Raw genomic sequence first — 24,334 nt, 5'->3', positions numbered from 1 at the left:
TAAAGGGGATAGGGATATATGTATCATGTTTTCGTGTATGGCACGTTAAGAAAAGAGCAAACGAATGCTCATTATATGCGAGGTGCAACATGCATCGCAGACGGAGCATGGACGTATGGCAAATTATTTGATACAAACGAAGGGTATCCTGCAATGGTTTGTTCAAACGAGGAAAAAGTATATGGGGAAGTTTATGAAGTAAATAGTGATGTTCTACAAAAATTAGATGAACTTGAAGAATATACAGGTAATGCAGAGACTGATTTATATGATCGAATTACACAAACGGTATATTTTGCTGATAAAGAAATACATGCATATTTGTATGTTGCTCAGGATAAAGAGATATTAAAGAAAATCATTGATTCTGGGGATTGGATCGTGTATCAAAAATATAATAAAAGCAGCTAAGGATAAATTGGTAAGCAGATAATGGAATAATTCATTATCTGCTTTTTATTTTGTTTTCAGTTGAAATTCTCAAACCAATAAAGAATAAAATACATTTGAATATTCTGTTTAATTTGATAATATAGAAATGTAGGTGATAAATAAGGGGGGGGTTAATGGGTATCAGAAATTTAGCTTCTAACCTGTAGTAGAAAAAACTATTACAGGAGGAGAATAATAATGAACGAATTAAATGTGAAGGAATTTTACAAAAAACAATTTGAACTGTCGAATTATGATGTAAATACAGAAAGCTGGATAGAACAGGTTGCTAAAGAGGTGCAAGAACAAGTTGGATATCCGTTTCAAACGATGTTGGAACTTGGTGCAGGGAATGGTGGATTTGCACGAGCAATGTCTAAGTTACATGTGAGAATGACAACTGTTGAACTTGTATCAGAGCTGGTTTCCTTTGCAAAAGAACATTCTAGTAGTGATATTGCCATTCATTGTGGAGATTTTTATCAAATTAACTTTGAGGAAAAATTTGAGGTGGTTAGTTATTTAGATGGATTTGGTGTAGGAACAAATAATGAGCAATTGTTTCTACTAAAACGGATTAAAGATTGGATGAAGGATGATGGATGTGCACTTATTGATATTTATCAACCTTTGTATTGGAAAAAGGTTAGTGGACACGAAATGTCATTAAGTTCGGCTATGCGAAAATATGAATATGATAGTATAAATGAAAGAATGTTAGATCATTGGTGGAATCCTAATCAACCTAATGAGATTGTGACACAGTCTTTACGTTGTTATACAGTAGAAGAGATTAGTGATTTATGTGCTAAAGCAGGTTTAAGTATTGTAGGATTCTTCCCAGGCGGAGCATTTGATTTTGAAAAATTGCGATATAAAGAGCAAGCTTCACTACATGAGTGCTTATCTTATCGTATAAAAGTAAAAAAGAAATAAAGAAATAAAGAAATAAAGAAATAGAGAAAAGGTGGGGATTATCCCTCATACACATCAAGCTAAGTTTATGTGAGGGGGATTTCAAATTTGTAGAATCTAATAAGTAAATGCGACGAAAATAGTTGGTATACATCGTTGGTTGAGTGCGTCTGGATTCATAGAAGTATCAGTGTTTGCTTCTAATTGACTACAAGGTTGAGTTAATGAAGTATGTGCTATGTGTTTGCGTAATCAAACACATAGGGCTACGAGTTCTTGTGTACCTTATTCACTTGATTGTTAAATGAATCAAATCATTCCAAAGTATTAGGTGATATATATCATCGCGATTCTTTAGAAACTAATTTTAGTTCATCAGAAATCGATAAATTCATATTAAAAACGCTATTCTTTTTATATATTCCTATAAAAAGAATAGCGTTTTTTCGTTATATGGATACAAATTTACATTATCTTGATAATAGTAATAGGGCGAGAACCTATTATGTTTAACCAATAATAAAATGACACAATTGACAAAATATACATTGGTGTTATAATGATACATTGTTATCAAGGTAACAAAATATTGTTTTTTCACGGTAAGGATGTGGAATTATGAAACAAAATAATGAACAAGTAAATGGAAAGAATCAAAAAATTAAAGTTGAACGTGTACAAACTGGAATTAGAATGGAAAAAAGAATGGTGAAGGTTCTGAAAGCGATGGCAGAGTATCATGATATTTCACTAGGCGTTCTTCTTGAAAGAATCGTTCTACATTCTTTTGAAAATAAACCTGTGTTTAGCGATGAAAGTCTTGAAAAAGTTAAAGCTATAAAAGAAGTTTACGATATGGATTATGGGCTAGAAATAAGCCGTCAGTGGAATGATTCGGATAACTAGAATATTAATAATACCATTTAGATTATATGTAAAAGATCTATGAAATATAGAAATGAATATAAAGTATCAGGAGCGATATTAAATGAAATTTAGTACATTAACTATATTTGATAATTACCCCAATCGATTATCCCGAACACCTAGACAATTCTATAATGAGGTATTAGAGCAAGCCGTTCGGGCTGAAGAAGTGAATTTTGATGGGGTATGGTTTGCAGAACATCACTTCTCAGATTTTGGTATTAATCCTTCGCCAGCAGTTCTGCTCGCTGCGGTATCTCAAAGAACGAATAGAATTCGCCTCGGTGTGGGTGTTTCAGTACTGCCATTACACAACCCTATACGAGTTGCTGAAGATTATGCGATGGTTGATCTTTTATCAAACGGAAGATTAGATTTAGGGCTAGGTAGTGGATATGCACAGAAGGAATTTGATGGCTATAATATTTCATTGGAGGACAAAACCGAGCGTTTTAACGAGTCTCTAGAAGTGCTACGTAAGGCATGGTCAGGCAAAATTCTTTCTCATCAAGGGAACTTTTATCAATACAAAGACCTTAAACTTAATGTTCAGCCCATACAAGCTCCGTTTCCGCCTCATTGGATTGCAACCTCTAGTGAAACAGGTGTTAGTCATGTTGCTAGTATGGGAAACAATTTCATGGGGCTTGGGTTTAGTAAATCACGAGATGAATTAGCAAAGCTGATTGATACTTACAAGAATACGTATCTAAAGTCAGGACACGGTAATCCAGAAGAGCTGGAAATTCCTGTTGCATTTCATGTCCATGTCGGTGAAGCATATGCAGAGGCTGAATCCAATGCAAAAGGTCCTTATCAATTATTTATGAATACTCCGCGTGGGACGAATATTTCATATGAAGACCTTAAATGTAAATTCAACCCAGTAATAGGAAGTCCTGATGAAGTTATTAAACAAATTCAGTCCTACAGTGAAATAGGTGTTACGAATTTTATAGCAGTAATGAATTTTGGTGGATTAGAACATCATAAAGTACTTTCATCTTTAGATTTATTTGGTAAGTATGTAATTCCTGCATGTAAGTGAAAAATTGATTGTTCCCCAAAAGAAAAAAATGAATGTAATTCTCATAAATAAATATAGAGAAAAAATTTCCTTTGAGGATACTTCAAAATCTTAGAGAAATGGGCAGGGTTTTTTATGCCTTTCTTTATTTCGGAAAATTCTCACTTAAACTATTGACTTTATGATTGTGTTTTTTATAGAATTATATCTCGACTGAAAAAATTGGAACGGACAGGAGGGAATCATCAAATGAGTAACATATTTGAAGAAGAATTACAGAAAATGAAAGATATTTTATGTACGATGGATGAGCAATTAGAGCAGCTTGAAAAAATCCCGGTTTATTATGGAGAAGATTTTAAAGAGCAAATTCTTGAAAGTATGAGGGAGTCTAATAGACAAAACCTACGTATTGGTGTGCAAGAGCCGTATTTTGGAAGATTAGACTTCCAGGAGGATGGCAAAGAAGATGTTATGCCGATTTACATCGGTAAAGTAGGTGTTTCAGATAAAGATACGATGAAACCGATGGTTATTGATTGGCGAGCACCTGTCGCAAGTATGTTTTATTCATTTACCGGTGGAGAAGAATTAGCGTTTTATCATTCACCAGACGGGTTAGTAGAAGGCGATGTTTATTTAAAAAGAAATATTTCCATTCGAAAAAGAGAGCTTGAACGTGTTGTCGATACATATGTGAAAGGAAATGAAGATGTATCGCATGCTGATGATTTTCTTCTATATCGATTAGGTGAGAATAAAGATAATAAATTGAAAGATATCGTTTCGACTATACAATCGGAGCAAAATGATATTATTCGTGCGGAAAGAAACTTACCATTATTAATTCAGGGGGTTGCAGGAAGCGGAAAAACAACGATTGCTTTACATCGTCTTGCTTTTTTAATTTATGAATACCGTGAACAACTAGAGGCGGAGAGAATGATTGTATTCGCTCCAAACAGTTTGTTTTTAGACTATATTTCGAGTGTACTTCCTGAATTAGGTGTAGGCAATATTAGTCAAACAACGTTTCCAGATTGGGCATTGCGCCTGTTAGATGGTTCGGTGAAACTAAAGCAGGCAGAAGAAAAATTGAAAGAAGCTTTTTCAATTAATCGTGATGAAAAAAAGGTTATGCTCGGTAAATTGAAAGGCACACTGGAATTTAAGTCGTTTATTGAAGAGAGAATGGTTCAATTTGAAAAAGATTTATTACCGACAAAAGATTTTGAGGCGTGGGATAAAGCAGTTATTCCAGTGGAAGACGTTAAAAAATGGATGCAAGTTGAATATAAACATTATCCATTAAAGAAAAGAAGAGAACGTTTAGTCGGCCGTATGAAGCGCTGGATTGAAATTGAACTTAAAAAGTTTGGAGAAACAAATGAGAAAAAGTTACTAAAAAAAGAAGCGACAAAGAGATTGAACACATATATGAATTTTTGGCCGAAAATGAGCCCACTTTCACTGTATACTTCAATGTTGAAGAGTAAAGAAATACTCGAAGTATTACCTGAAGAGCTTGTTCAAGAAACAGAAAAGAATTCTCGTAAAAAAGAAGTGTATGTAGAAGACTTACCAGCTTTAATTTACATACATCATCGCATAACAGGAATTGAAATCGGACAGAAGTTTCATCACGTCGTTATTGATGAAGCGCAAGATTTTTCTCCTTTCCAAGTTTATGTATTAAAAGAAATTACACTAGGTAATTCTTTCACTATATTAGGTGATTTATCTCAAGCGATTTATGATTATCAAGGAATTGAAGAATGGGGTGCTTTTAAGGAAGTATTCCAAGAAACAGGTTATTATGAACTGACGAGAAGTTATCGTTCTACAAAAGAAATTATTGAATTCGCGAATGAAATAATTAAAAATGCAGAGATTCCAGTGGGACTGGCAACACCCGTTTTCCGTAGCGGTGAAGATGTTAAGGTAATCCATACAGAAGATCAATTCACTGAAATTATGAAGACTTTACAGCACTTGCAAAATGAAGATGTGAAAACAATCGCGGTAATTGGAAGAACAGACGATGAATGCCGTGTTATATATGAGAAGTTAACAAATGCAGGACTAACTGTTAACGTGATTGAAGCAGATCAAAGTAAATACGAAGGTGGTATTTCGGTAGTACCTGTATATTTAGCAAAAGGCTTAGAATTTGATGCAGTACTTCTAATCGACGTTGATGAGGAACATTACAAAAATACAAAACATGATGCGAAATTATTGTATGTCGGATGTACGAGATCGCTTCATGATTTATGGATTTTCCATAGCGGGGAAGTATCTCGGTTAATTAAGAGATAAAAATTCAAGAGGCTTTTCTAGTAATGAATAGAAAAGCCTTTTATTTTTTTATAAAAATATATAGGAGAAATGATAATGATTACAAAAGTAATAACAAAAAGAAATTGGGAAATCGCAAAAACAACTGGAGAAATTAATGAAGAATCACTTATAGAAGAGGGATTTATTCATTGTTCATTATTTGAACAAGCTTTAAAGGTTGCTCAAAAACATTTCAATCATGAAAAAGATGTTTTATTACTTACAATAGATCCATCTCTTGTAAAAGCAGAAATAAAATATGAACTTGCTTCAAACGGTCAAGAATACCCGCATGTATATGGAGTAATCAATGTTGAGGCGATTGTAGAGGTTGTCCCATTTTCTAAAGAAAAAGGAGAGTTTATATTACCAGAGATACAAAGTTAAGCGTGTTATAGTTATTTAAGTTGGCTAGAAAAGCACAAATAATATAGTTTGTGCTTTTAATTATGTATTTTTTAGTAAATAATCATTGTTTTTGTCACACTAATACTGTACGATACATAGTATAAAACATATACTGTATAACATATAGTAATAGAAATGAGGTGAATAAATGGATGCTTTATTAAATTCGTTAATTACTGAGCTAAGAAGAGGGACATTAACATTAGCGGTTTTAAGCCAATTAAGAACGCCGCAGTATGGATATTCACTTGTCCAATTATTGGAGCAATCGGGGATTATAATTGATCAAAGTACTTTATATCCACTACTTCGCCGATTAGAAAAGCAAGAACTAGTGACGAGTAGTTGGGATAAAACGGAGAGTAGACCTCGAAAGTATTATGTTTTAAGTGAATATGGATTAGAGATATTTCTGCAGTTGAAAAAGGAATGGATAAAGGATTCGAAAGAACTTTATAACCTATTGAAGGAGGAGGACAAGAATGAGTTTGATTGATATGTACGTCCATGAAGTTGCGAAGAGATTACCTGAAAAAAATCGTGAAGATATTACACTTGAACTACGGTCAACGATAGAGGATATGTTACCTGACGATTATAATGAGGAAGATGTAAAGAGCGTACTCGAAAAGTTGGGAAGTCCAGTTTCTTTGGCTAATGGGTATTTGGATAGACCGATGCATTTAATTGGACCACGTTATTTTGATGTATATACGACGTTATTAAAAATGATTATACCAATTGCAGCTGTTATTGCACTCATTTCGATGGTTGCAGAAAATTTTATAGGCTATAGTGGTGATCAAGCGGTATTAAATGTTATTTTACAATTGATAGGTAAAGGTATTGGGGAAATTGTCGAAGTAGGACTCCATGTATTTTTCTGGTTGACACTTGTATTTGCTGTTATAGAAAGAACTGATAAAGAAAAGGATCCACACCCATTAACAACAAGTTTAAAAAAATGGACGCCAGATGATTTGAAAAAGATTTCGTATATCCCGAAGAAAAAGGCAATCTCAAAGTTTGAAGTTTTTGGAGGTTTAATGTGGACGGCAATATGGGCTACACTTTACTTTTATGCGAATCATCTTGTAGGTGTATATAATGGTACGGCAAATGGACTGAAGTTTGTCGCGCCAACTTTTAATCAAGATGTTTTACTTCAGTACTGGCCGATCGTTGTAATAATGATCGTTTTCGAAATCGGTATATCTCTTTATAAGTTAGTCCAAGGACAATGGACGCAAAGATTGGCAATTGGGAATGCGATTCTTCAAGTAGTCGGAACAATCATATTCATTGTAATTGTAGTAAATCCGCATTTATTTAACGAAGGATTCATTACGTATGTGGCAAATGCATTTACTATTTCTCCAGAGGAATTTAAAACATGGTTAATCGGCGGTGGAATTTTCATTTATATACTGTCTGCTGTAATAAATATATTTGATGGTTTCCGAAAAGCTAGAATTCGTATATGGAAATGAGTCTGAAATTTCTGTAAGATAAAAGTGATAAAAGGATAGTTAAAGAAGATAATCACTATGAAAGGAAGAAAACAATGATAAGGGAAGCAATGAAAAAAGATGTAACATTTATTTTCGAAATTTATAATGATGCAATCCTTAATTCAACAGCTGTATATGCGTATAAACCTGTAACCCTTGAAAATAGAATAGAATGGTTTGAACAAAAAAAGGCTGATGACTATCCAATTTTAGTCTACGAGCTAGATAATAAAGTAGTAGGATTTGCGACATTCGGTCCATTTAGGGCGTGGCCTGCTTATAAATATTCAGTTGAACATTCTGTGTATGTTCATAAAGATTATAGAAAAAATGGGATTGGGACTTCTTTAATGAAAGCATTAATCGCAATTGCTAAAGAAAGAGAATATATGACCTTAATCGCTGGAATTGACGCAGAAAATGAAAAGAGTATTGCCTTACATGAAGACTATGGATTTGTTCATGCAGGGACAATAAAAAAAGCTGGTTACAAATTTAATAAATGGCTAGACTTAGCCTTTTATCAATTGGAGTTTGATGGTCCTGAAAATCCTATAGAAGAATAGAAGTTTTTCGGGAAAAATATATGGTTTTAGGTAGCGTAGAGTAATTCTTGCTACCTTTTTCTAATTGTCATAACAAATATAACCTGTCAAAAAAGGTTTTTTATATTCCATATTGAATTATTAGAAGGTGATATAACGATGTGAAAAGAGGAATGGAAATGGAAACTGTCATTCAAAAAATGAAAGAGATACAAGCGGGTCATGTAGGAGTAACTATTTATTCTACAAAAAACGAACGTATAGTTGCTTCATTTAATAGTGAAATATATATTCCTTTAGCATCGGCAGCAAAAGTAGTAATTGGATTTGTAGCAGCACAAATGGTAAAGGGAAATAAACGTAATTGGAATGATATACTTCATCATATTAAATTTCATCCACGTGAAGATAGTGCACAGTTATATCCGCATCTACAAGGAAGAAGTACTTTAACACTTAGTAAAGCAGTAGAAGTGATGATAGCTTGTCACGACAGCTATATCGCTCAGTCAATTGTTATGCACTGCGGAGGATGGGATACTATCAGAGAATATGTTTCAACGAACTTTTCCAAGATTCATATACAGGAAAACCCTAAATATGAGAAAAATATTGGAGAATTAAAACAAGTTCTTTCGCTTTTATTACATATTTTCCAAGGATATAAATCCGCACCAGAATTATGGGAACCAATTATAAGTGGAATGGTAAGACAACAAGGAGAGTATGAAGGTATACCTTATTATCATCTAGCACATATGACCGGTGGATTACCCACGGCTACAATAAATATTGGTATAATAGGAATGTTTCATGAATTTCCGTTTCTTTATGTAATTGGAGGTAAAGATTTACCTAATCGATTTAATAATAAAATGGTAGATGAAACAATTACAGAAGCTTTGAAGTGTTTGTACAAAGAATATAAAAAAGTATCGCGGGGTGAATGATTGAAAAGAAACTTAAAAACTTCAACGATTATCATTTTCATTGTAACAATTATTGCTTTGGAAGTTGGCATCGCGTTATATGATCGTACATTGTCATTAGATACTATTTACTTTGCAGCGTTTCTCATTTGTATTGTATTGCTTTTTGGTACACGTATTTCGGAAGTGAAAGAAAGTACATCGAAACAGAGACGAAGAAAAACAGCTCTTATATTTTGGCCATCTATTTTATTATTAATCGCTAGTTTTGCCGTTATAAGTTATGTGAGAACTGGTTATGTCTCTGTACCAGGGATAATTGGGTTTTCTTGCTTTATTATATATGGTGGATTTGTATTCATTAGTATATTAAAGAGAAGAAATAGAAATTAATTATAGCTTACTAAGTTGAAAGGAAGAAATATATGAAACGCATAGAGAATGGTACTCGCACTGAAGGAGAATACATAAAAAATAAAGTAATTCAATATAACATGTCTATTTTAACAGATGAAGTAAAGCAACCGATGGAACAAGTAAGCTTCGTAGTGAATGATGAAGATGGAAAAATCTTTGGCGGGGTAACAGGAACGATGTATTTTTATCATCTTCATATCGATTTTTTATGGGTTGATGAATCTGTTCGTCATGATGGTTATGGTAGTCAATTGTTACATAAAATAGAAGAAATTGCGATGGAAAAAGGATGTAGACTCATTTTACTAGATTCATTTAGTTTCCAAGCACCGGAATTTTATAAAAAACACGGCTACCGAGAATATGGTGTCGTTGAAGATCACCCGAAAGGGCATAGTCAACACTTTTTAGAAAAGAGATTATAATAACATTATGTATACTAGATAGTGGGAGAAAGAATATGTACACTTATAAATTACAACATGAACGACCAATCTGTGCAGAGAAAATAAAGAAGCTTTACGATTCTGTCGGTTGGTGGCCAGAAAGAAAAGAAATCGATATTGAAAAAATGTTAAAGAATAGCATAGCAATTGGGGTATGGAAAGAAAATGAGTTAATTGGGTTTGCTAGAGTCGTTTCAGATGGTGTTTTTCGAGCGTACATAGAAGATGTTGTCGTACATGAAAGTGTAAGAAATAAAGGCATTGGAGAGAATATGCTTACAATGTTACTGGAAGAGATATCTCATATTGATATTGTTAGTCTATTTTGCGGAGAGAAGCTCATAAAGTTTTATGGTGAACAGCAATTTAAAGCGACGAAGCAAATTGTGATGCATCGTAATCAAATAGTGAAAGAATAAGAGGTGTCATTTAGAATGAATGCAACGAGAGCATATTGTTTATCAAAAAGAAAAGCGACAGAGGATTCTCCAGATGGCTGGAGTGCAACATGTATGAGACTTAATAATAAAATATTTGCAATTGTAAACCATGAAGAAGGTGAAAAATCTACGATTACATTAAAATGTGATCCAGAACTCGCTTTACGAATAAGAGAAGATTATCCAGACACAATAATTCCAGGGTATCATATGAATAAAAAACATTGGAATACAGTGTATATACATAAGGGAGTGGAACAGGAGCAAATTAATAAAATGATCGATTGGTCGTATGATTTAGTGCTACAATCATTTTCAAAGAAAAAGCAGCAAGAGTTATTGGATTAAATACAAAGTGAAGTCGGACATAAATAGCTAGTAAAATGATTATATTTTACTAGCTATTTATAGTTTTACATTATATATTAGGAGATTTTGAAATGAATACGAAACGAAATAGATTGCTATATGCGGTGTTTACTATCATTGTTATTATTTTAGGTCTTAGTTCAAGAAAGTTTGCTTTTGCATTACCTGATCTATTAAATGATTACTTAGGTGATGCATTATGGGCATTAATGATTTTCGCTGGATTCGGATTTTTGTTTCCTAAAATAGCAACGAAGAAATTAGCTTTTATTAGTTTGATATTTTGCTACGGGATTGAAATTAGCCAACTGTACCATGTACCTTGGATTGATAATATTCGTGCAACGACTTTAGGTGGACTCGTATTGGGATACGGATTTTTGTGGAGTGATTTAGTTGCTTATACAATTGGTGTGGGAGTAGGAGTGCTTTGCGAGTTTATGTTACGGAAAAAATAAGAGATTTAAAAAAGGGTGATTTGTATATGGAGCATGCACTGGAAATTGCAAAGTTTTGGTTTCAAGATAAAGATGTCACAGCTACTGAAATTCAACCTAACGTAACGAAGATTCATTGTAATAAAAAAGCGTATATTTTAAAGGAAAAGGGATCGATAAAACAGTTTTTAGTTGAACTAAATGTATTAGAACAGCTTCATGAAAAAGGAGTTAAAGTACAAAAATTAGTAAAAACGAGAAATGATGAAAGGTACGTATTTTATAAAGAGAAGAATTATTGTTTGTACGAATATATTACCGGAAGTGTACTAGAAATAAAAGATACAGAAAAGCTAAAAGTGCTAGGAGGCAAAATTGGAGAGGAAATAGCTAATTTACATCACGAACTAAATTCAGTGAATAGTGCTAACGAGTTAATAAAAAGAGAGTTATATAAAGTGGTATACGAATGTGCTTTACCGAATTTAGTAAAGAATAAGCATGTTCATCGGAATGTAATTCAAAAAATGGGTCAAATACATACAGCTTTCAAGGAAACGGTTCACTCATTACCGAAACAAATTATTCATCGCGATATGCACTTATCAAATGTAATCTTTAAAGAAAGTGATTTTCAAGGGTTTATCGACTTTGAGCTTCTAGAAGAAAACGTTAGAGTATTCGATTATGGATTTTTGCTAATAAGGAAGATATTGAGGAATCTATAGAAAGAATCGTACTCATATGAAAAAAATCATATTAATTGGTTCTGGTGGTTCAGGAAAATCTACATTAGCAAGGCAGTTAGGTAATAAACTAAATATTAAGGTGCATCATCTTGATGCTTTATTTTGGAAACCGAATTGGGAAGGTGTTCCGAGGGAAGAACAAAGAACAGTTCAAAATAACTTAATTAAAGAAGAAAAGTGGATTATTGATGGGAATTATGGGGGGACGATGGATATAAGAATTAATGCAGCGGATACAATCGTTTTTCTGGATATTCATAGGACGATATGTGTTTATCGTGCTTTTAAAAGAATTGTGCAATATCGGAATAAAACAAGGCCAGATATGGGCGCTGGATGTGAAGAGAGGTTTGACTTGCAATTTTTTAAATGGATATGGGAATATCCTAAGTCAAAAAGACCTGCAATTGTAAAAAGACTAGATCAATTAAAAAAGGATAAAAGAGTTATTATTTTAAAAACCCCAAATGAGGTTCAACGATTCTTAAAGGAAGTGCAGTAAGTATAAATTAGTGCATTAAAAGAATTAAATTATATTCTATTTTGAATTGGAGGGATAATATTGAATGAAATCATTCGCTCGATTGATTCTTATATGGTAAAAATCCCGGCAGGAGAGATAGTATTAAGAGATGATCGAATAAAAAAAGAATGGCAAGTTCAAATGAAACCATTTCTTCTTGCAAAGTATGCTGTAACGATGGAAACATATTATGCTATTGCGAATAGTGCAGCAAATGATTATAAAGATAATCATAAACCCGTTGTTAATATTTCTTGGAATACTGCGATTGCGTTTTGTAATTTACTTTCAAAAAAAGCGGGATTAAAAGAGTATTATTCTATTAGTGATGGCGGTCAAACGGTTAGTTGTAATTTAGATTCAAACGGCTACCGATTACCTTCTGAAGCAGAGTGGCAATATGCGTGTAAGGCAGGAACTACTGGATACATATATGGAGAGCTTAAAGAGATTGCTTGGTATAATGAAAACTCAGATGAACATATTCATGAGGTCGGTAAAAAAGAACCGAATGCATGGGGATTATATGATATGTTAGGGAACGTTTGGGAGTGGTGTTATGATTTGTATGATGAAAAGGTGTATGGATCGTACCGAATTTTCCGAGGCGGTAGCTGGGCTGAGGAAGCGAGAGGGTGCGGTGCTACTTGTCGCCGCCGTAGCCATCCTACATTTCGTATAGATGATCTTGGGTTTAGGCTCGCTAGGTCCATTTAGAAGGAGAATAAGAGATAGGAGTATAGGAAGTGCCCGTACTCCTAATGACTACATGGAAATCATTTAACTTAAGGAGTGTTTAAAGTGGCACGTATTTTATTCATTAATGCTGGATCAGAAGGTCATATTAATCCAACAATTAAAGTTGTAAAAGAACTTATTTCACGCGGGGAAGAGGTAGTTTATTTTTCAATAGAAGCTTTCAGGGAGCGTATTGAAAAAGCAGGTGCGATTGTACGAACAATTGACGACCAAAAGTTTATAAAAGCTTTTCTTTCCGGTGGCCGAAATTATTTACCAGAAAGAATAAATGGTCTTTTACATACAGCAAATGTTATTATACCGAGTGTTCTTGAACAAATTGAAGGAGAACATTTTGATTACATCATTCACGATTCTATGTTTGGCTCGGGCCATTTAATTGCTCAAATTCTTAAGCTCCCAGCAATTAATTCGTGTACATCTTTTGCACAGGATGAAAAATCGTTTACAAGAATGTTAGAACATCTTTCGAAAAATATCCCAGAGGAATCTATTGAAAAAATAAAAAATGATTATCAAAACTTAACAATAGGAATTAAAGAAAAATATGGTGTTGAAATTAAATCACCTTATGAAATTTTTTGTAATCCTGCACCACTTACAATTGTTTATACAACTAGGGAGTTCCAACCTTTTGGAGAAACTTTTGATGAAACGTATAAATTTGTAGGACCATCTATCTCTACACAATTAATAAAAGAAAACTTCGATTTTACTGCAATCGAAGGAAAGAGCCCAATTTATATTTCACTAGGTACTGTTTTTAACGAGGCCATTACTTTCTATAAGCTTTGTTTTAAAGCATTTGAGAACACTGATCATACTATTGTTATGTCTATTGGTAGTAAAACGCAAATAAGTGATTTAGGAGATATTCCGAAAAACTTTATTGTGAAAAATTATGTTCCACAAACGGAAGTACTTAAATACACAAAATTATTTATCACACACGGCGGTATGAATAGTACCCATGAAGGCCTCTATTACGATGTTCCATTAATTGTCATTCCACAAAGTGCGGATCAGCCAGTAATTGCAAAGCAAGTTGAGAATCTCGGAGCGGGAGTTACATTGCAAATGCAAGGGTTAACTGAGAGTCAACTACGTGAAAGTGTGGATCTTGTATTAAGAAAATCATCATTTAAAGAAGCTGCGTTGAATATGAAGGAATCTTTCCGGAAAACAGGTGGTTATAAGCAAGCAGTTGATGAAATTTTAAAATTTACAGGTCGGTATGAAATGTAATATTAAACTTAAAGTTATATTTGAGAACAGTTTCTATATTGCCTAATATAGGGGTTTTTCTGTTATATGAATTGAGGTAATTATGTGGAAAGAATGAAGGCACTAAAAGTGAATTTTGAGGATATGAGAGAAACACCATTTTTCCAAGTACAAACAAATTACAGAATTAGGTTTGGTACAGAATTGATTGAAAATAATCTGAAACTATTACGAGAAATATTGAGTGGAATATTTATAGAAAATGATAGAATCGATGTTTCATTTATTTCAGGTTATATAGCGTACGATAAAAGTAAGAGAACTTATGAAAAAACAAGAATAGGGAAGTTTGTTGAAATTAAAAATTGGGAAGAAACAAAAATAACAGAAGATGGTCTTGAAAGTACAGTAATTTTTACTACGATAAAAGGTTTACATAAAGATGAAGTATATAAGTATTGCAAGTATATAGTAAATGGTGGCCAGCAGGCATATATTTGTTTTTATAATGGTACTTATTTGTTATATATAAATTCAGATGTAATTGATATTATTTCAGTAGATACAAGTTTAATAAAAAAATTAAAATTTCAATACAGAGAAGAATATGATAAGTTTTATGAAATAGAAGAATTAGAATAGGCCCCAGAAGGGTATTATATGAATCCATAATGCAGATTCATATAATACCCTTTTTATTACGACAATTCTTTAATCATAAGTATATGCGGAATGCCATCTTCCATAAATATATCTGAAGAAGTATGATAGCCTAATTTTTCATAAAACCCTTCAGCTTGTGTTTGACCGTGTAGTTTAACTTTGTTTGCTTCTTTATTACGCGCAATCTCTTCTAGTGCTTTGATTATTACTTTGCCTAATCCGTATTTGCGGAAGTCTTTTAAAATACAAATTCGTTCTAGTTTACCCATTCCGTCAACGAATCGTATACGACCAGTTCCTACAGGAAGCTCGTTATAATAAACTAAAATATGTTTACATTTCTCACCGATTTCATCAAATTTATCGAATTCATCTTCAAGTGGGACACCTTGTTCTTTTACAAAAACTTCTTTTCGAATGTGAAAGGCGGTTTCTAAATCTGTAAGTTCTGTTATGAGTTTGGATTGCAAATTGTTCAGCCCTTTCTAGTGTGATATGAATGTGTTTTCATAGTATATCATACTGTAATGCTATAAAAGAAAAAACTGACTTGAAAAAGTCAGCCTTTAAAATGATTAATATTCTTTTATACCGTTTTCTGTTCCGATGATCGCTGTGCTCGTCATATTGATAAATAATCCTGTTTCAACTACACCGGTAATCATCTTTAACTCTTTATTTGTATCATTTGGATTCAATATTTTGTTTGTAAAAATACAATCAATAATGAAATTACCGTTATCGGTTATAAATGGTCCACCATCTTTCATACGTAAACGTGTTTCGCATCCTATAGATTGAACTTTCTTTTCAGTTTGTTTCCAAGAGAAGGGGATGATTTCAATAGGAAGTGGAAAAGTGCCTAAATGTGAAACGATTTTGGATTCATCTGCAATAATTATAAGCTTTTCAGAGGAGGTAGCGACAATTTTTTCACGAAGTAATGCACCACCGCCACCTTTTATTAATTGTAAATCATTATTGATTTCATCTGCACCATCGATTGTAAGATCGAGTATGTCGGTTTCATTTAAAGAGATTAAAGGAATAGCTAGTTGTTTTGCTAATACTTCAGTTTCTTTTGATGTAGGTACAGCTTGAATGGATAAACCTTCTTGTACACGTTTTCCTAATTTTTGTATCGTCCAATATACAGTTGAGCCTGTACCAAGCCCAACTTTCATTCCATTTTTTACAAAGTCAGCGGCGTATTCGCCTGCGAGCTGTTTTAAATTCATCGCTTTACTCCGCTGGACGTGGTCCAGCATCAAGACCTGAATTTTCGACTGTAAGTACCGGACGAACGACTATATCTTTATGTACGCGCATTTGACACGATAAGCGTAAATGATCTTCAATTCCTTTTTCAGTCATCGCATTTTTTTCATTAGTGTTTGCTTCACAAAAATCACCTGCTATAATTTCTACTCTACAAGTTGTGCAACGTGCTTTTCCACCACAACGATGGAGTATGTGTACACCGTTATCTTCAATTGCTAATACTAACTTTGTACCTTCTTTTACAGCAAACGTTCCCGCACCTTCAATTGTTAATTTTGGCAAATTTATTCCTCCTCACGTAAAATTGTACATAACATATTTATGACCGCGAATTATTGAACATAAACATTATTTTTTTATAAGCCCCGTAACTTTTTCGTTTAATCGATCGTTTATTAAGTAAGCGCTGAAAAGGAGTGGTTATTTTGTGCACAAAAGTAACTCAGATTTTAAAGAATCATATCGATATGAATCATTCAAATATAAATTTTTTAACTGAGAACTATGCAGAGTTAATAAGGTATTGTACCTTTTTAACGAAAAACAAATGGGACGGTGAAGATCTCGCCCAAGAAACAGTTTGTAAAGTTCTTCATAAATACGGTAATAAAGATATTTGTATGACGCTGCTATATAAAATAGCTAGAAATCGTTGGTTAGACCAGATGAAGTCGAAATCAGTTCATGAAAAAATAAAGGAACAAATTATTGTTGAAGAACCACATGAGAAAATTGCTGATTTGCATGAAATGGTAATGAAAGTACTATCTTCATTAAATGTACAGCAATCTGCAATTTTATTATTAAAAGATGTGTTTCAATATAGTATCGCTGATATTGCTAAAGTATGTTCTGTATCGGAAGGTGCAGTGAAAGCTTCTTTATTTCGGAGTAGAAATAGGCTGAAAACTGTAAGCGAAGAAGGGTTTGAGATAGTCGAATTCACAGATGATATTGAAATTGTTGTATCGTCTATTCGTGAAGAAAGGCCGGAATTATTAACAAAGCTTCTTCCAACAATAGATTTTACTAAGTTACCATCTAAACAGCCAGTCTTATTATTTAGTGCGAAAAACCCTTCTTCCTACAGTTGTATGCTTTGCGTAGCATAACAATTATTGGAGGGATTTAAAATGAATACAATTCCATATGTAGTAGAACAAACGAAATTAGGAGAACGCTCCTATGATATATATTCAAGATTATTAAAAGACCGAATTATTATGATTGGTTCAGAAATTAACGATCAAGTAGCAAGTAGTGTCGTAGCTCAATTATTATTTTTAGAAGCGGAAGATGCAGAGAAAGACATATTCCTTTATATTAATAGTCCGGGCGGTTCAACGACAGCAGGTTTTGCAATATTAGATACGATGAACCTTATTAAACCAGATGTGCAAACACTTTGTATGGGATTTGCGGCATCATTTGGTGCGCTTTTACTATTAGCTGGCGCAAAGGGAAAAAGATTTGCGCTCCCTAACAGTGAAATTATGATTCATCAGCCACTTGGCGGTGTAAAAGGGCAAGCGACGGAGATTGAAATTACAGCAAAAAGAATATTAAAGTTAAAACATGATATTAACAAAATCATATCTGATCGAACAGGGCAGCCAGTAGAAAAAGTAGCTCATGATACAGAAAGAGATTATTTTATGACGGCAGTAGAAGCGAAGGAATATGGAATTGTTGATGCAGTTATTGAGAAAAAATAACATGAAACGGGCTAGAGAATATGATAAATTCCCTAGCCTGTTTTTGTCACTCTTTTACCCATTCATCAACTAAAGCTTGATTTTTTTTAATCCATTTTCGCGCGGCTTCTTCCGGATCTTTCGTTTTATTTAGCATGACCATTAAAGTACCTAGTTGTTCATCGTTCATTTTCCATTGATCAAAGTATTTCACAATATCCGGATGATCTTTTTCGAAACCTTTACGAACTGAGTAATAAATGTCATCTTTTTCACCATATACTTTCTTAGGGTCTTTTAAATATTTCAAGTCAAATTCTGAAAAGCCCCAATGAGGATTCCAAAGCGTAACAGCGATTGGTTTCTTTTTCGTATATGCCTTCTTTAGTTCGCTCATCATCGCAGCTTCTGAAGATTGGACAAGTTTTAATTTGATTTCATATGCCTTCATTGCTTTATCCGTTAAATTCATAAGGCTACTACCTGGTTCAATCCCAACAATTTTATTATCTAGCTCATCTTTATGTGCGTTTAAATCTTCTATGCTGTTTATATTTTTCATATAAGAAGGGACGACTAAACCTAGTCCAGTGCCTTCATACCATTTTGATTTTAAGACAATATCATCTTTATAACGAGCATTTAGCGGTTTATCCGTAACAGGCAGCCATACTTCTAAATTTGCATCGACATCACCACGAGCAACACCAGTCCAAATCGCAGCTTTTTCTAAATACATGAGCTCAACTTTATAGCCTTTTTCTTCTAATAAAACTTTCCACATGTTTGCAGTTGCAATATTTTCTTTCCAACTTGTTACACCAAGTTTAATTTTTCCTTTCGAATTTGCATTTGTTGCATTACATGAAGTGAAAATCATAGTAATAAATAATGCAAGGCATATAAGCCATATTTTCTTTTTCATCGAAACCCTCCTAAGAAACGTTTGCCTTTTTAAATAAATGTATATGTAAGCATTCTTATTATGAACGGAAACAAGAATTTTAACGTATTATCCGAAAGAAGTCGATTCATTGGCATTGGCCAACGCGCAATTAAACTTGCAAACTGCGTATAAGAATTTTTTTAGTGGTCAAAGTGATTTCCCTACATTCAAAAGTGGAAAAAGTAGGAAACCCTATACAACGAATCGAGTAAACGGAAATATTATGTTATTTCATGGTTATATCAAATTACCGAAATTGAAAATGGTGAAACTGAAGCAACATAGAGAGATAAAAACTATATCATCAAATCGTGTACAATTTCGATGACGGAAACTGGCAAGTATTACGTGTCTATTTTGACAGAATATGAAAAAGAAATCGCTCAGAAAGAAATAGAACGTGTAGTTGGATTAGACTTCGCGATGGCTGAATTGTACGTGAGTAGCGAAGATGAGAAAGCCACTTATCCTCGCTTTTATCGTCAGATTTTAGACAGATTAGCAAAAGCGCAACGAGTATTGGCAAGACGTGTAAAAGATTCAGAGTGCTGGAATAAGCAACGCATTCGTGTAGCGAAGTTGCATGAAAAGGTCGCCAATCAACGTAAGAATTTCCTTCATCACAAGTCTAAAGAATTAGCTGCGAATTTTGACGTTGTAGCAATCGAAGACTTACATATGAAAGGAATGTCACGAGCACTTCGCTTTGGTAAGAGTGTAGCGGACAACGGTTGGAGGATGTTCACGACATTTTTAGCATATAAGCTACAAGAACAAGGAAAACAGCTTGTAAAAATAGATAAATGGTTTCCTTCTACAAAGATGTGTAGTCGTTGTGGAAACAAAAAAGAAATGTCATTATGTGAACGCATGTATGTATGTGTGTTCGTGTGGACTCACAATCAGTCGTGACTATAACGCAGCTATTAATATCAAAAAGGAAGCCATGTGGTTATTGGCATTGATATAAATCGTAAGAAATAACCTTTGGAACAAGGGAGTTAGCTCGGCTGTCCTAAGACAAATTCGTTAGCTATCAAAAGTAGCGATGAACCGAGAAGCCCCCACTTCGGGGTAAGCTCGTAAGAGATACTAAGTGATGGGTAGTTCACAGAAAGCTTATGAATGTCATTTTTATGTAATATTTCTTTGTAAAATCGAAACACTATGTGAATAGATGGGTAGAAAAGGAGTAGTGACATGGATAATACAAAGGTACGTGTTGAAAATGTAACAAAAGTATTTGGGAAACATCCGCAAAAAGCGCTTACCTTATTAAAAGAAGGAAAAAGCAAATCCGAAATTTTAAAAGAGACAGGAATGAACGTTGGTGTGAAAAAGGCAACGTTTGAAGTATACACCGGAGAAATTTTCGTTATTATGGGTTTATCCGGTAGCGGGAAATCAACGCTAGTTCGAATGCTAAATCAATTAATCAAACCGACAGCGGGGCATATATACATAGATGGTGAAGACATCGCGACGATGGGAAAAGAAGAGTTACGAAGAGTGAGAAGAACAAAGATGAGCATGGTATTTCAGAAGTTCGCTCTATTCCCGCATCGTACTGTTTTACAAAACGTTGCATATGGATTGGAAATACAAGGAGTTCCGGTAGAAGAGCGAGAGAAAAAAGCGTTAGAATCTTTGAAATTAGTCGGACTTGACCATCATAAAGATAATTATCCAAGTCAACTTAGTGGTGGTATGCAGCAACGTGTTGGAATCGCAAGGGCGTTAACAAATGACCCAGATGTTTTATTGATGGATGAGTCATTTAGTGCATTAGATCCACTTATTCGAAAAGAAATGCAAGATGAGTTATTAGAACTTCAAGATAAAATGGAGAAAACAATCATTTTTATTACACATGATTTAGATGAAGCTCTTCGAATTGGTGATCGAATCGCGTTAATGAAAGATGGAGAGGTTGTCCAAATTGGAACGCCGGAAGAAATTATGATGAGCCCTGCAAATGAGTTTGTAGAGAAATTCGTTGCAGACGTGAATTTAGGAAAAGTAATTACGGCGGAGTCTATATTAAAACGACCGGAGACTTTATTAATTGATCGTGGACCGCGTGTAGCACTTCAAATTATGAGGAATGCAGGTGTTTCTACCGTATATGTTGTAAACAAAAAGTATGAGTTTTTAGGTATATTAACTGCGGATGATGCGAGTAAAGCGATGCAAAAACAGTGGCCGATTGCTGATTTATTACTTAACGATATTCCGCATGTGTATGTAGATACTTTACTGGAAGAAACGTATGCAAAAATGGCGGAGATGAAATATCCGCTACCAGTAATTGATGAGAAGAAAAGGCTACGAGGAATTATTAAACGTGAAAGTGTCATTCAAGCTCTTGCAGGTAACATTGAGGAAGAGGTGAAAGACGATGAATAGTATACCGCGTATTCCATTAGGAGAATGGGTCGATTCATTTGTTGCAAGTTTATATGAGAACTTTGAAGGGTTGTTCCGAGGATTCTCCTATATTATCGGCGGATTCGTTGATTTACTCACTAATTTTTTAACAATAATACCAGCTATATTGATGATTATTATCTTATGTTTCCTCATTTGGTACACAACGAGAAAAGTATCTTTAGTCATTTTTACACTCATCGGATTATTATTTATTTTAAATATTAACTACTGGGCACAAACGATGCAAACATTAGCACTCGTACTTACATCTGTTATTATTTCAATCATTGTCGGAATTCCAATTGGGATATTAGCATCGCAAAATGAACGTTTCTCAAAATTTCTAAAACCGACATTAGACTTTATGCAAACAATGCCCGCATTCGTATATCTTATTCCTGCGATTACATTTTTCGGAGTAGGTGTTGTTCCTGGTATTATTGCTTCAGTTATTTTTGCAATGCCGCCGACAATTCGTTTTACTGATTTAGGAATTAGACAAGTTCCAGAAGATTTAATTGAAGCAGCGAATGCATTTGGTTCAACAGCTTCACAAAAGCTATTTAAAGTACAATTACCACTTGCAACTGGAACAATTATGGCAGGTGTAAATCAAAGTATTATGCTCTCATTATCAATGGTCGTTACAGCATCACTTGTAGGAGCACCAGGACTTGGAGTAGATGTGTACCGTTCTGTTACACAAGTAAATATCGGAATGGGATTTGAAGCTGGACTAGCTATTGTTGTCATCGCGATTATATTAGACCGCATTACACAAGGATTTCATCAAAAAAGAAGATAAAAAGAAAACACACTTTAGTATACAAAGTGTGTTTTTTTGTTCGAAAAGATTACATACGAACAATAACAGAACCGCCAGCTGGTGCGCAAACTTGATTTTGTTGTTGCTCCATTGATTTTATTAATTGATTATTTTCTTCGATTAATGAGATTAATTTCGCTAATTGGCTTTCAAGGCTAGCGATGCGCTGCATCATATATTGAGAATCATAATGCAGTGTATTTCTTACTGGATGGGGGGAATAAGCATATTGTTGATTTATATTTGGATTCCAATGAGGATGCATTCCAATCGTTCCTCCTTCAATAAATTACGGATCTTTCTTATAGTAAATGCCTATGTATATGTAATGGTGACTTGAAAATCTTTTCAAATGAAGAGGAATATATAGGGGGAATGGAAAAGTGATAAAGTACATATTTTGGGAATTTTCAAGGGAGAAAGCAAATATATTAGGAAATAGCAACGTTCATATAAATGGATATTATATGGGGAAAAATTATGAGAGGAGATGCTGTTATGGCCAATAATAAAAAAAGAAATGAAGCAATGACAATCGGTATCGCTATAGGTATTGTAATCGGTGTAGTACCTAGTTTATTTACTGATAATTTAGTAATCGGAATTGTCATTGGAATTGCAGTTGGAGCGGGAATAGCAGTTTTGAGAAAATAATGAGTTGCAAATTATTAAAATGAAATTTGATGTGATAATTCCTAGCTTAAGAGATTGAATTTTCGGAATATAAACCCTGTTTTTCCTTTTTTTATGATATTATATATGAAAAGGATGGTGATGGATATGTCAATAAACAATCAAGTAGAAAAAAACTGCTTCATTTGCGAAAAACATAAAGGAAACATTATAGTTCCAGGCGGTGCTATTTATGAAGACGCTCTCATATACGTTGGACATGTCCATTGGGATAGAGAGGAAACATATCTTGGTTATGTAATGATCGATATAAAGAGCCATGTACCTGGCCTTGCTGAATTAACAGAGGACGAAGCGAAAGCATTCGGACTTATAACTAGTAGAGTAAGTAAAGCGTTAAAAGAAAGTGAAGGTGCAGAACATATTTATACCTTCATTTCAGGAAATGGTGTACCTCATATGCATATGCACATTATCCCGCGTTATCCAAATACACCAAAAGAGTTTTGGTCACCAACTGAAGTAGCGGGATGGACAGGTGCACCGCATGGAGGTTCAGAGCAAATACAAAAACTATGTGAAAGAATACGAAAGTATATGGTAAATGAGTATGCATACAACAAATAATACAAAATATTCATGGGTTGGAAGTAGGGAAATGTGTTTGGAGGAATTTTCAGTACAGCAATACGGTGAAATTGTACTTGGTAAATACGGCGGGAATGTAAGTGCTGGAGCGAAAAAGAATGAAGATGGTGCGTTAGTTTGGTCAAATGGTGACTGGGAATTCGCTGTTATATTAGACGGACACAATAGCGCAGAAAGTGTTGATTTAGTAGTACATACAATCGAAAAAGAATATGAAAATATAAAAGTAATGATGAATGAATCAATTGATACAGTATTTCGATCTGTTGAAAATCATATACTTACAACTTTTCAATCACAGTCATTTAAAGAAGAATGTGAAAAAATTAAAGGTGAGACAGCTTGTTTAATCTGTGTAAGAAAAGAAAACTATATATGGTGGCTTTCCATAGGAGATTGTTTAATTTATGTATTCCATGAAGAATTACATAAATTAGGTCAATATACATTGAATCAACGCCATTTTTACGAGTGGATTGGTAATGTAAATACATTTGATTTACCTATTCCATGCTATTCATCAGGAATTCGTGAATTACGTACTGGAAAGAATCGAATTTTAATGGTGACAGATGGTGTATTGGAATGTGGGGAACGACGATATGAAACACCTGTAAATTTGTATAATGCTATGAATAGAAATGATAAAACACTAAAAGAAAATATTCACAATGTTTTAGAACACGTGCATCATCAGTTGGGACGTGATAGTGCGACAATTATTAGTTGGGATGTTGAAAATAAAAGGAATGCTACGTATCCGAGTGATCAGCCGGAGAAATCCAGACGATAAGGTAAAGGAGGCGATCTCTCTA

At 33.8% G+C, this 24,334-nt stretch carries 31 protein-coding genes and 3 pseudogenes; 28 read left to right on the top strand and 6 right to left on the bottom strand.

The annotated features are described in order from the left end of the window. Window positions 1–18: 18 nt before the first annotated feature. Together BAU27_RS28340 and BAU27_RS28335 are read left to right on the top strand one after the other, a co-directional pair. Window positions 19–411, top strand: a complete 393-nt coding sequence (locus BAU27_RS28340) for a gamma-glutamylcyclotransferase family protein (protein ID WP_071772751.1) — start codon at window positions 19–21, stop codon at window positions 409–411. Window positions 412–630: 219 nt separating this feature from the next. Continuing rightward, window positions 631–1,368, top strand: a complete 738-nt coding sequence (locus BAU27_RS28335) for a class I SAM-dependent methyltransferase (RefSeq protein WP_071772750.1) — start codon at window positions 631–633, stop codon at window positions 1,366–1,368. A 73-nt stretch (window positions 1,369–1,441) separates the two neighbouring features. On the opposite strand, the pseudogene BAU27_RS33095 reads toward BAU27_RS28335, so the two are convergent. Next, window positions 1,442–1,685 (bottom strand): annotated as a pseudogene (locus tag BAU27_RS33095) (IS4 family transposase); the annotation flags it as partial. A 280-nt stretch (window positions 1,686–1,965) separates the two neighbouring features. Here BAU27_RS33095 and BAU27_RS28330 point away from each other — a divergent pair. From BAU27_RS28330 to BAU27_RS28245, 18 genes and pseudogenes are all read left to right on the top strand, one after another. Further along, window positions 1,966–2,253 (top strand): hypothetical protein, encoded by a 288-nt coding sequence (locus tag BAU27_RS28330; protein ID WP_071746176.1) that lies wholly within the window; start codon window positions 1,966–1,968, stop codon window positions 2,251–2,253. Between the two features lie 82 nt (window positions 2,254–2,335). Further along, the gene (locus BAU27_RS28325) at window positions 2,336–3,322 is read left to right on the top strand and encodes an LLM class flavin-dependent oxidoreductase (RefSeq protein ID WP_071772749.1); all 987 of its coding nucleotides are present in this window, start codon (window positions 2,336–2,338) and stop codon (window positions 3,320–3,322) included. Between the two features lie 228 nt (window positions 3,323–3,550). Next, a complete protein-coding gene (locus tag BAU27_RS28320) occupies window positions 3,551–5,620 on the top strand; it encodes a HelD family protein (protein ID WP_071772748.1) in 2,070 nt (689 codons plus the stop codon). A gap of 75 nt (window positions 5,621–5,695) precedes the next feature. Further along, a complete protein-coding gene (locus BAU27_RS28315) occupies window positions 5,696–6,028 on the top strand; it encodes a DUF952 domain-containing protein (RefSeq protein ID WP_071772747.1) in 333 nt (110 codons plus the stop codon). Between the two features lie 169 nt (window positions 6,029–6,197). Further along, a complete protein-coding gene (locus tag BAU27_RS28310; protein ID WP_048560821.1) occupies window positions 6,198–6,545 on the top strand; it encodes a PadR family transcriptional regulator in 348 nt (115 codons plus the stop codon). Beyond that, entirely contained in the window at window positions 6,532–7,539 is a 1,008-nt protein-coding gene (locus tag BAU27_RS28305; protein ID WP_071772746.1) for an HAAS signaling domain-containing protein, read from the top strand. Before BAU27_RS28310 ends, BAU27_RS28305 begins: the two co-directional genes overlap by 14 nt. Window positions 7,540–7,613: 74 nt before the next feature. Further along, complete coding sequence (locus tag BAU27_RS28300; RefSeq protein ID WP_071772745.1) at window positions 7,614–8,126, top strand: GNAT family N-acetyltransferase; 513 nt, start codon at window positions 7,614–7,616, stop codon at window positions 8,124–8,126. Between the two features lie 158 nt (window positions 8,127–8,284). Then, window positions 8,285–9,055, top strand: coding sequence for a serine hydrolase (locus BAU27_RS28295; protein WP_071772744.1), 771 nt, complete (start codon window positions 8,285–8,287; stop codon window positions 9,053–9,055). Continuing rightward, a complete protein-coding gene (locus BAU27_RS28290) occupies window positions 9,056–9,427 on the top strand; it encodes a hypothetical protein (protein ID WP_071772743.1) in 372 nt (123 codons plus the stop codon). It begins immediately after the preceding gene. A gap of 32 nt (window positions 9,428–9,459) precedes the next feature. After that, complete coding sequence (locus tag BAU27_RS28285; protein WP_071772742.1) at window positions 9,460–9,876, top strand: GNAT family N-acetyltransferase; 417 nt, start codon at window positions 9,460–9,462, stop codon at window positions 9,874–9,876. Window positions 9,877–9,911: 35 nt separating this feature from the next. Further along, a complete protein-coding gene (locus tag BAU27_RS28280; protein WP_000288960.1) occupies window positions 9,912–10,316 on the top strand; it encodes a GNAT family N-acetyltransferase in 405 nt (134 codons plus the stop codon). A 15-nt stretch (window positions 10,317–10,331) separates the two neighbouring features. Beyond that, window positions 10,332–10,685, top strand: a complete 354-nt coding sequence (locus BAU27_RS28275) for an MmcQ/YjbR family DNA-binding protein (protein ID WP_071746165.1) — start codon at window positions 10,332–10,334, stop codon at window positions 10,683–10,685. A 92-nt stretch (window positions 10,686–10,777) separates the two neighbouring features. Continuing rightward, complete coding sequence (locus tag BAU27_RS28270; RefSeq protein WP_071772741.1) at window positions 10,778–11,164, top strand: ribosomal maturation YjgA family protein; 387 nt, start codon at window positions 10,778–10,780, stop codon at window positions 11,162–11,164. A gap of 26 nt (window positions 11,165–11,190) precedes the next feature. Then, window positions 11,191–11,838, top strand: a pseudogene (locus BAU27_RS28265) (phosphotransferase enzyme family protein); the annotation flags it as partial. A 49-nt stretch (window positions 11,839–11,887) separates the two neighbouring features. Next, a complete protein-coding gene (locus BAU27_RS28260; protein ID WP_071772740.1) occupies window positions 11,888–12,394 on the top strand; it encodes a DNA topology modulation protein in 507 nt (168 codons plus the stop codon). 93 nt (window positions 12,395–12,487) lie between these two features. Next, window positions 12,488–13,132, top strand: a complete 645-nt coding sequence (locus BAU27_RS28255) for an SUMF1/EgtB/PvdO family nonheme iron enzyme (RefSeq protein ID WP_175546579.1) — start codon at window positions 12,488–12,490, stop codon at window positions 13,130–13,132. An 84-nt stretch (window positions 13,133–13,216) separates the two neighbouring features. After that, window positions 13,217–14,419, top strand: a complete 1,203-nt coding sequence (locus tag BAU27_RS28250; protein WP_071772738.1) for a macrolide family glycosyltransferase — start codon at window positions 13,217–13,219, stop codon at window positions 14,417–14,419. Between the two features lie 84 nt (window positions 14,420–14,503). Beyond that, window positions 14,504–15,040 carry a phosphatase gene (locus BAU27_RS28245; RefSeq protein ID WP_071746160.1) on the top strand — a complete coding sequence of 179 codons (537 nt, stop codon included), beginning with the start codon at window positions 14,504–14,506 and terminating at the stop codon, window positions 15,038–15,040. A gap of 56 nt (window positions 15,041–15,096) precedes the next feature. Here the strand turns inward: BAU27_RS28245 and BAU27_RS28240 are convergent, their stop codons facing one another. From BAU27_RS28240 to BAU27_RS28230, 3 genes are all read right to left on the bottom strand, one after another. After that, window positions 15,097–15,531: a GNAT family N-acetyltransferase gene (locus tag BAU27_RS28240; RefSeq protein ID WP_071772737.1), complete on the bottom strand. Its 435-nt coding sequence runs from the start codon at window positions 15,529–15,531 to the stop codon at window positions 15,097–15,099. 105 nt (window positions 15,532–15,636) lie between these two features. After that, complete coding sequence (gene rpiA / locus BAU27_RS28235; RefSeq protein WP_071746159.1) at window positions 15,637–16,299, bottom strand: ribose 5-phosphate isomerase A; 663 nt, start codon at window positions 16,297–16,299, stop codon at window positions 15,637–15,639. Between the two features lie 4 nt (window positions 16,300–16,303). Further along, the gene (locus BAU27_RS28230) at window positions 16,304–16,624 is read right to left on the bottom strand and encodes a 2Fe-2S iron-sulfur cluster-binding protein (protein WP_071746158.1); all 321 of its coding nucleotides are present in this window, start codon (window positions 16,622–16,624) and stop codon (window positions 16,304–16,306) included. A gap of 143 nt (window positions 16,625–16,767) precedes the next feature. On the opposite strand from BAU27_RS28230, the gene BAU27_RS28225 reads away from it, so the two are divergent. Both BAU27_RS28225 and clpP read left to right on the top strand, forming a co-directional pair. Then, a complete protein-coding gene (locus tag BAU27_RS28225) occupies window positions 16,768–17,454 on the top strand; it encodes an RNA polymerase subunit sigma-70 (protein WP_071772736.1) in 687 nt (228 codons plus the stop codon). A 21-nt stretch (window positions 17,455–17,475) separates the two neighbouring features. Next, window positions 17,476–18,057 (top strand): ATP-dependent Clp endopeptidase proteolytic subunit ClpP, encoded by a 582-nt coding sequence (gene clpP / locus BAU27_RS28220; protein ID WP_071746156.1) that lies wholly within the window; start codon window positions 17,476–17,478, stop codon window positions 18,055–18,057. 46 nt (window positions 18,058–18,103) lie between these two features. On the opposite strand, the gene BAU27_RS28215 is transcribed toward clpP, so the two are convergent. After that, a complete protein-coding gene (locus BAU27_RS28215; RefSeq protein ID WP_071772735.1) occupies window positions 18,104–18,961 on the bottom strand; it encodes a glycine betaine ABC transporter substrate-binding protein in 858 nt (285 codons plus the stop codon). 94 nt (window positions 18,962–19,055) lie between these two features. Between BAU27_RS28215 and BAU27_RS28210 the strand changes: the two are divergent. From BAU27_RS28210 to BAU27_RS28200, 3 genes and pseudogenes are all read left to right on the top strand, one after another. Next, window positions 19,056–19,952, top strand: a pseudogene (locus tag BAU27_RS28210) (RNA-guided endonuclease TnpB family protein); the annotation flags it as partial. A gap of 230 nt (window positions 19,953–20,182) precedes the next feature. Then, window positions 20,183–21,388, top strand: a complete 1,206-nt coding sequence (locus BAU27_RS28205) for a quaternary amine ABC transporter ATP-binding protein (RefSeq protein WP_071746154.1) — start codon at window positions 20,183–20,185, stop codon at window positions 21,386–21,388. After that, window positions 21,381–22,217, top strand: coding sequence for an ABC transporter permease (locus tag BAU27_RS28200; RefSeq protein WP_071772734.1), 837 nt, complete (start codon window positions 21,381–21,383; stop codon window positions 22,215–22,217). The genes BAU27_RS28205 and BAU27_RS28200 overlap by 8 nt, the downstream gene beginning before the upstream one ends. A 49-nt stretch (window positions 22,218–22,266) precedes the next feature. Here BAU27_RS28200 and BAU27_RS32105 read toward each other — a convergent pair whose 3' ends face one another. Beyond that, window positions 22,267–22,503, bottom strand: a complete 237-nt coding sequence (locus tag BAU27_RS32105; RefSeq protein WP_071746152.1) for a hypothetical protein — start codon at window positions 22,501–22,503, stop codon at window positions 22,267–22,269. A 215-nt stretch (window positions 22,504–22,718) separates the two neighbouring features. On the opposite strand from BAU27_RS32105, the gene BAU27_RS28190 reads away from it, so the two are divergent. The 3 genes from BAU27_RS28190 (at window position 22,719) to BAU27_RS28180 (ending at window position 24,312) form a co-directional block, all read left to right on the top strand. Further along, on the top strand, window positions 22,719–22,892 hold the full coding sequence (locus tag BAU27_RS28190; protein ID WP_071746151.1) for a glycine zipper domain-containing protein: 174 nt from the start codon (window positions 22,719–22,721) through the stop codon (window positions 22,890–22,892). A 105-nt stretch (window positions 22,893–22,997) separates the two neighbouring features. Further along, a complete protein-coding gene (locus tag BAU27_RS28185) occupies window positions 22,998–23,498 on the top strand; it encodes an HIT family protein (RefSeq protein ID WP_139254704.1) in 501 nt (166 codons plus the stop codon). Then, window positions 23,482–24,312 carry a PP2C family serine/threonine-protein phosphatase gene (locus tag BAU27_RS28180; RefSeq protein WP_139254703.1) on the top strand — a complete coding sequence of 277 codons (831 nt, stop codon included), beginning with the start codon at window positions 23,482–23,484 and terminating at the stop codon, window positions 24,310–24,312. Before BAU27_RS28185 ends, BAU27_RS28180 begins: the two co-directional genes overlap by 17 nt. Window positions 24,313–24,334 lie beyond the last annotated feature (22 nt).

Source organism: Bacillus sp. NH11B (assembly GCF_001884205.1).
Lineage (GTDB): Bacteria > Bacillota > Bacilli > Bacillales > Bacillaceae_G > Bacillus_A > Bacillus_A proteolyticus.
This window is presented reverse-complemented; position numbering and strand designations above follow the sequence as displayed.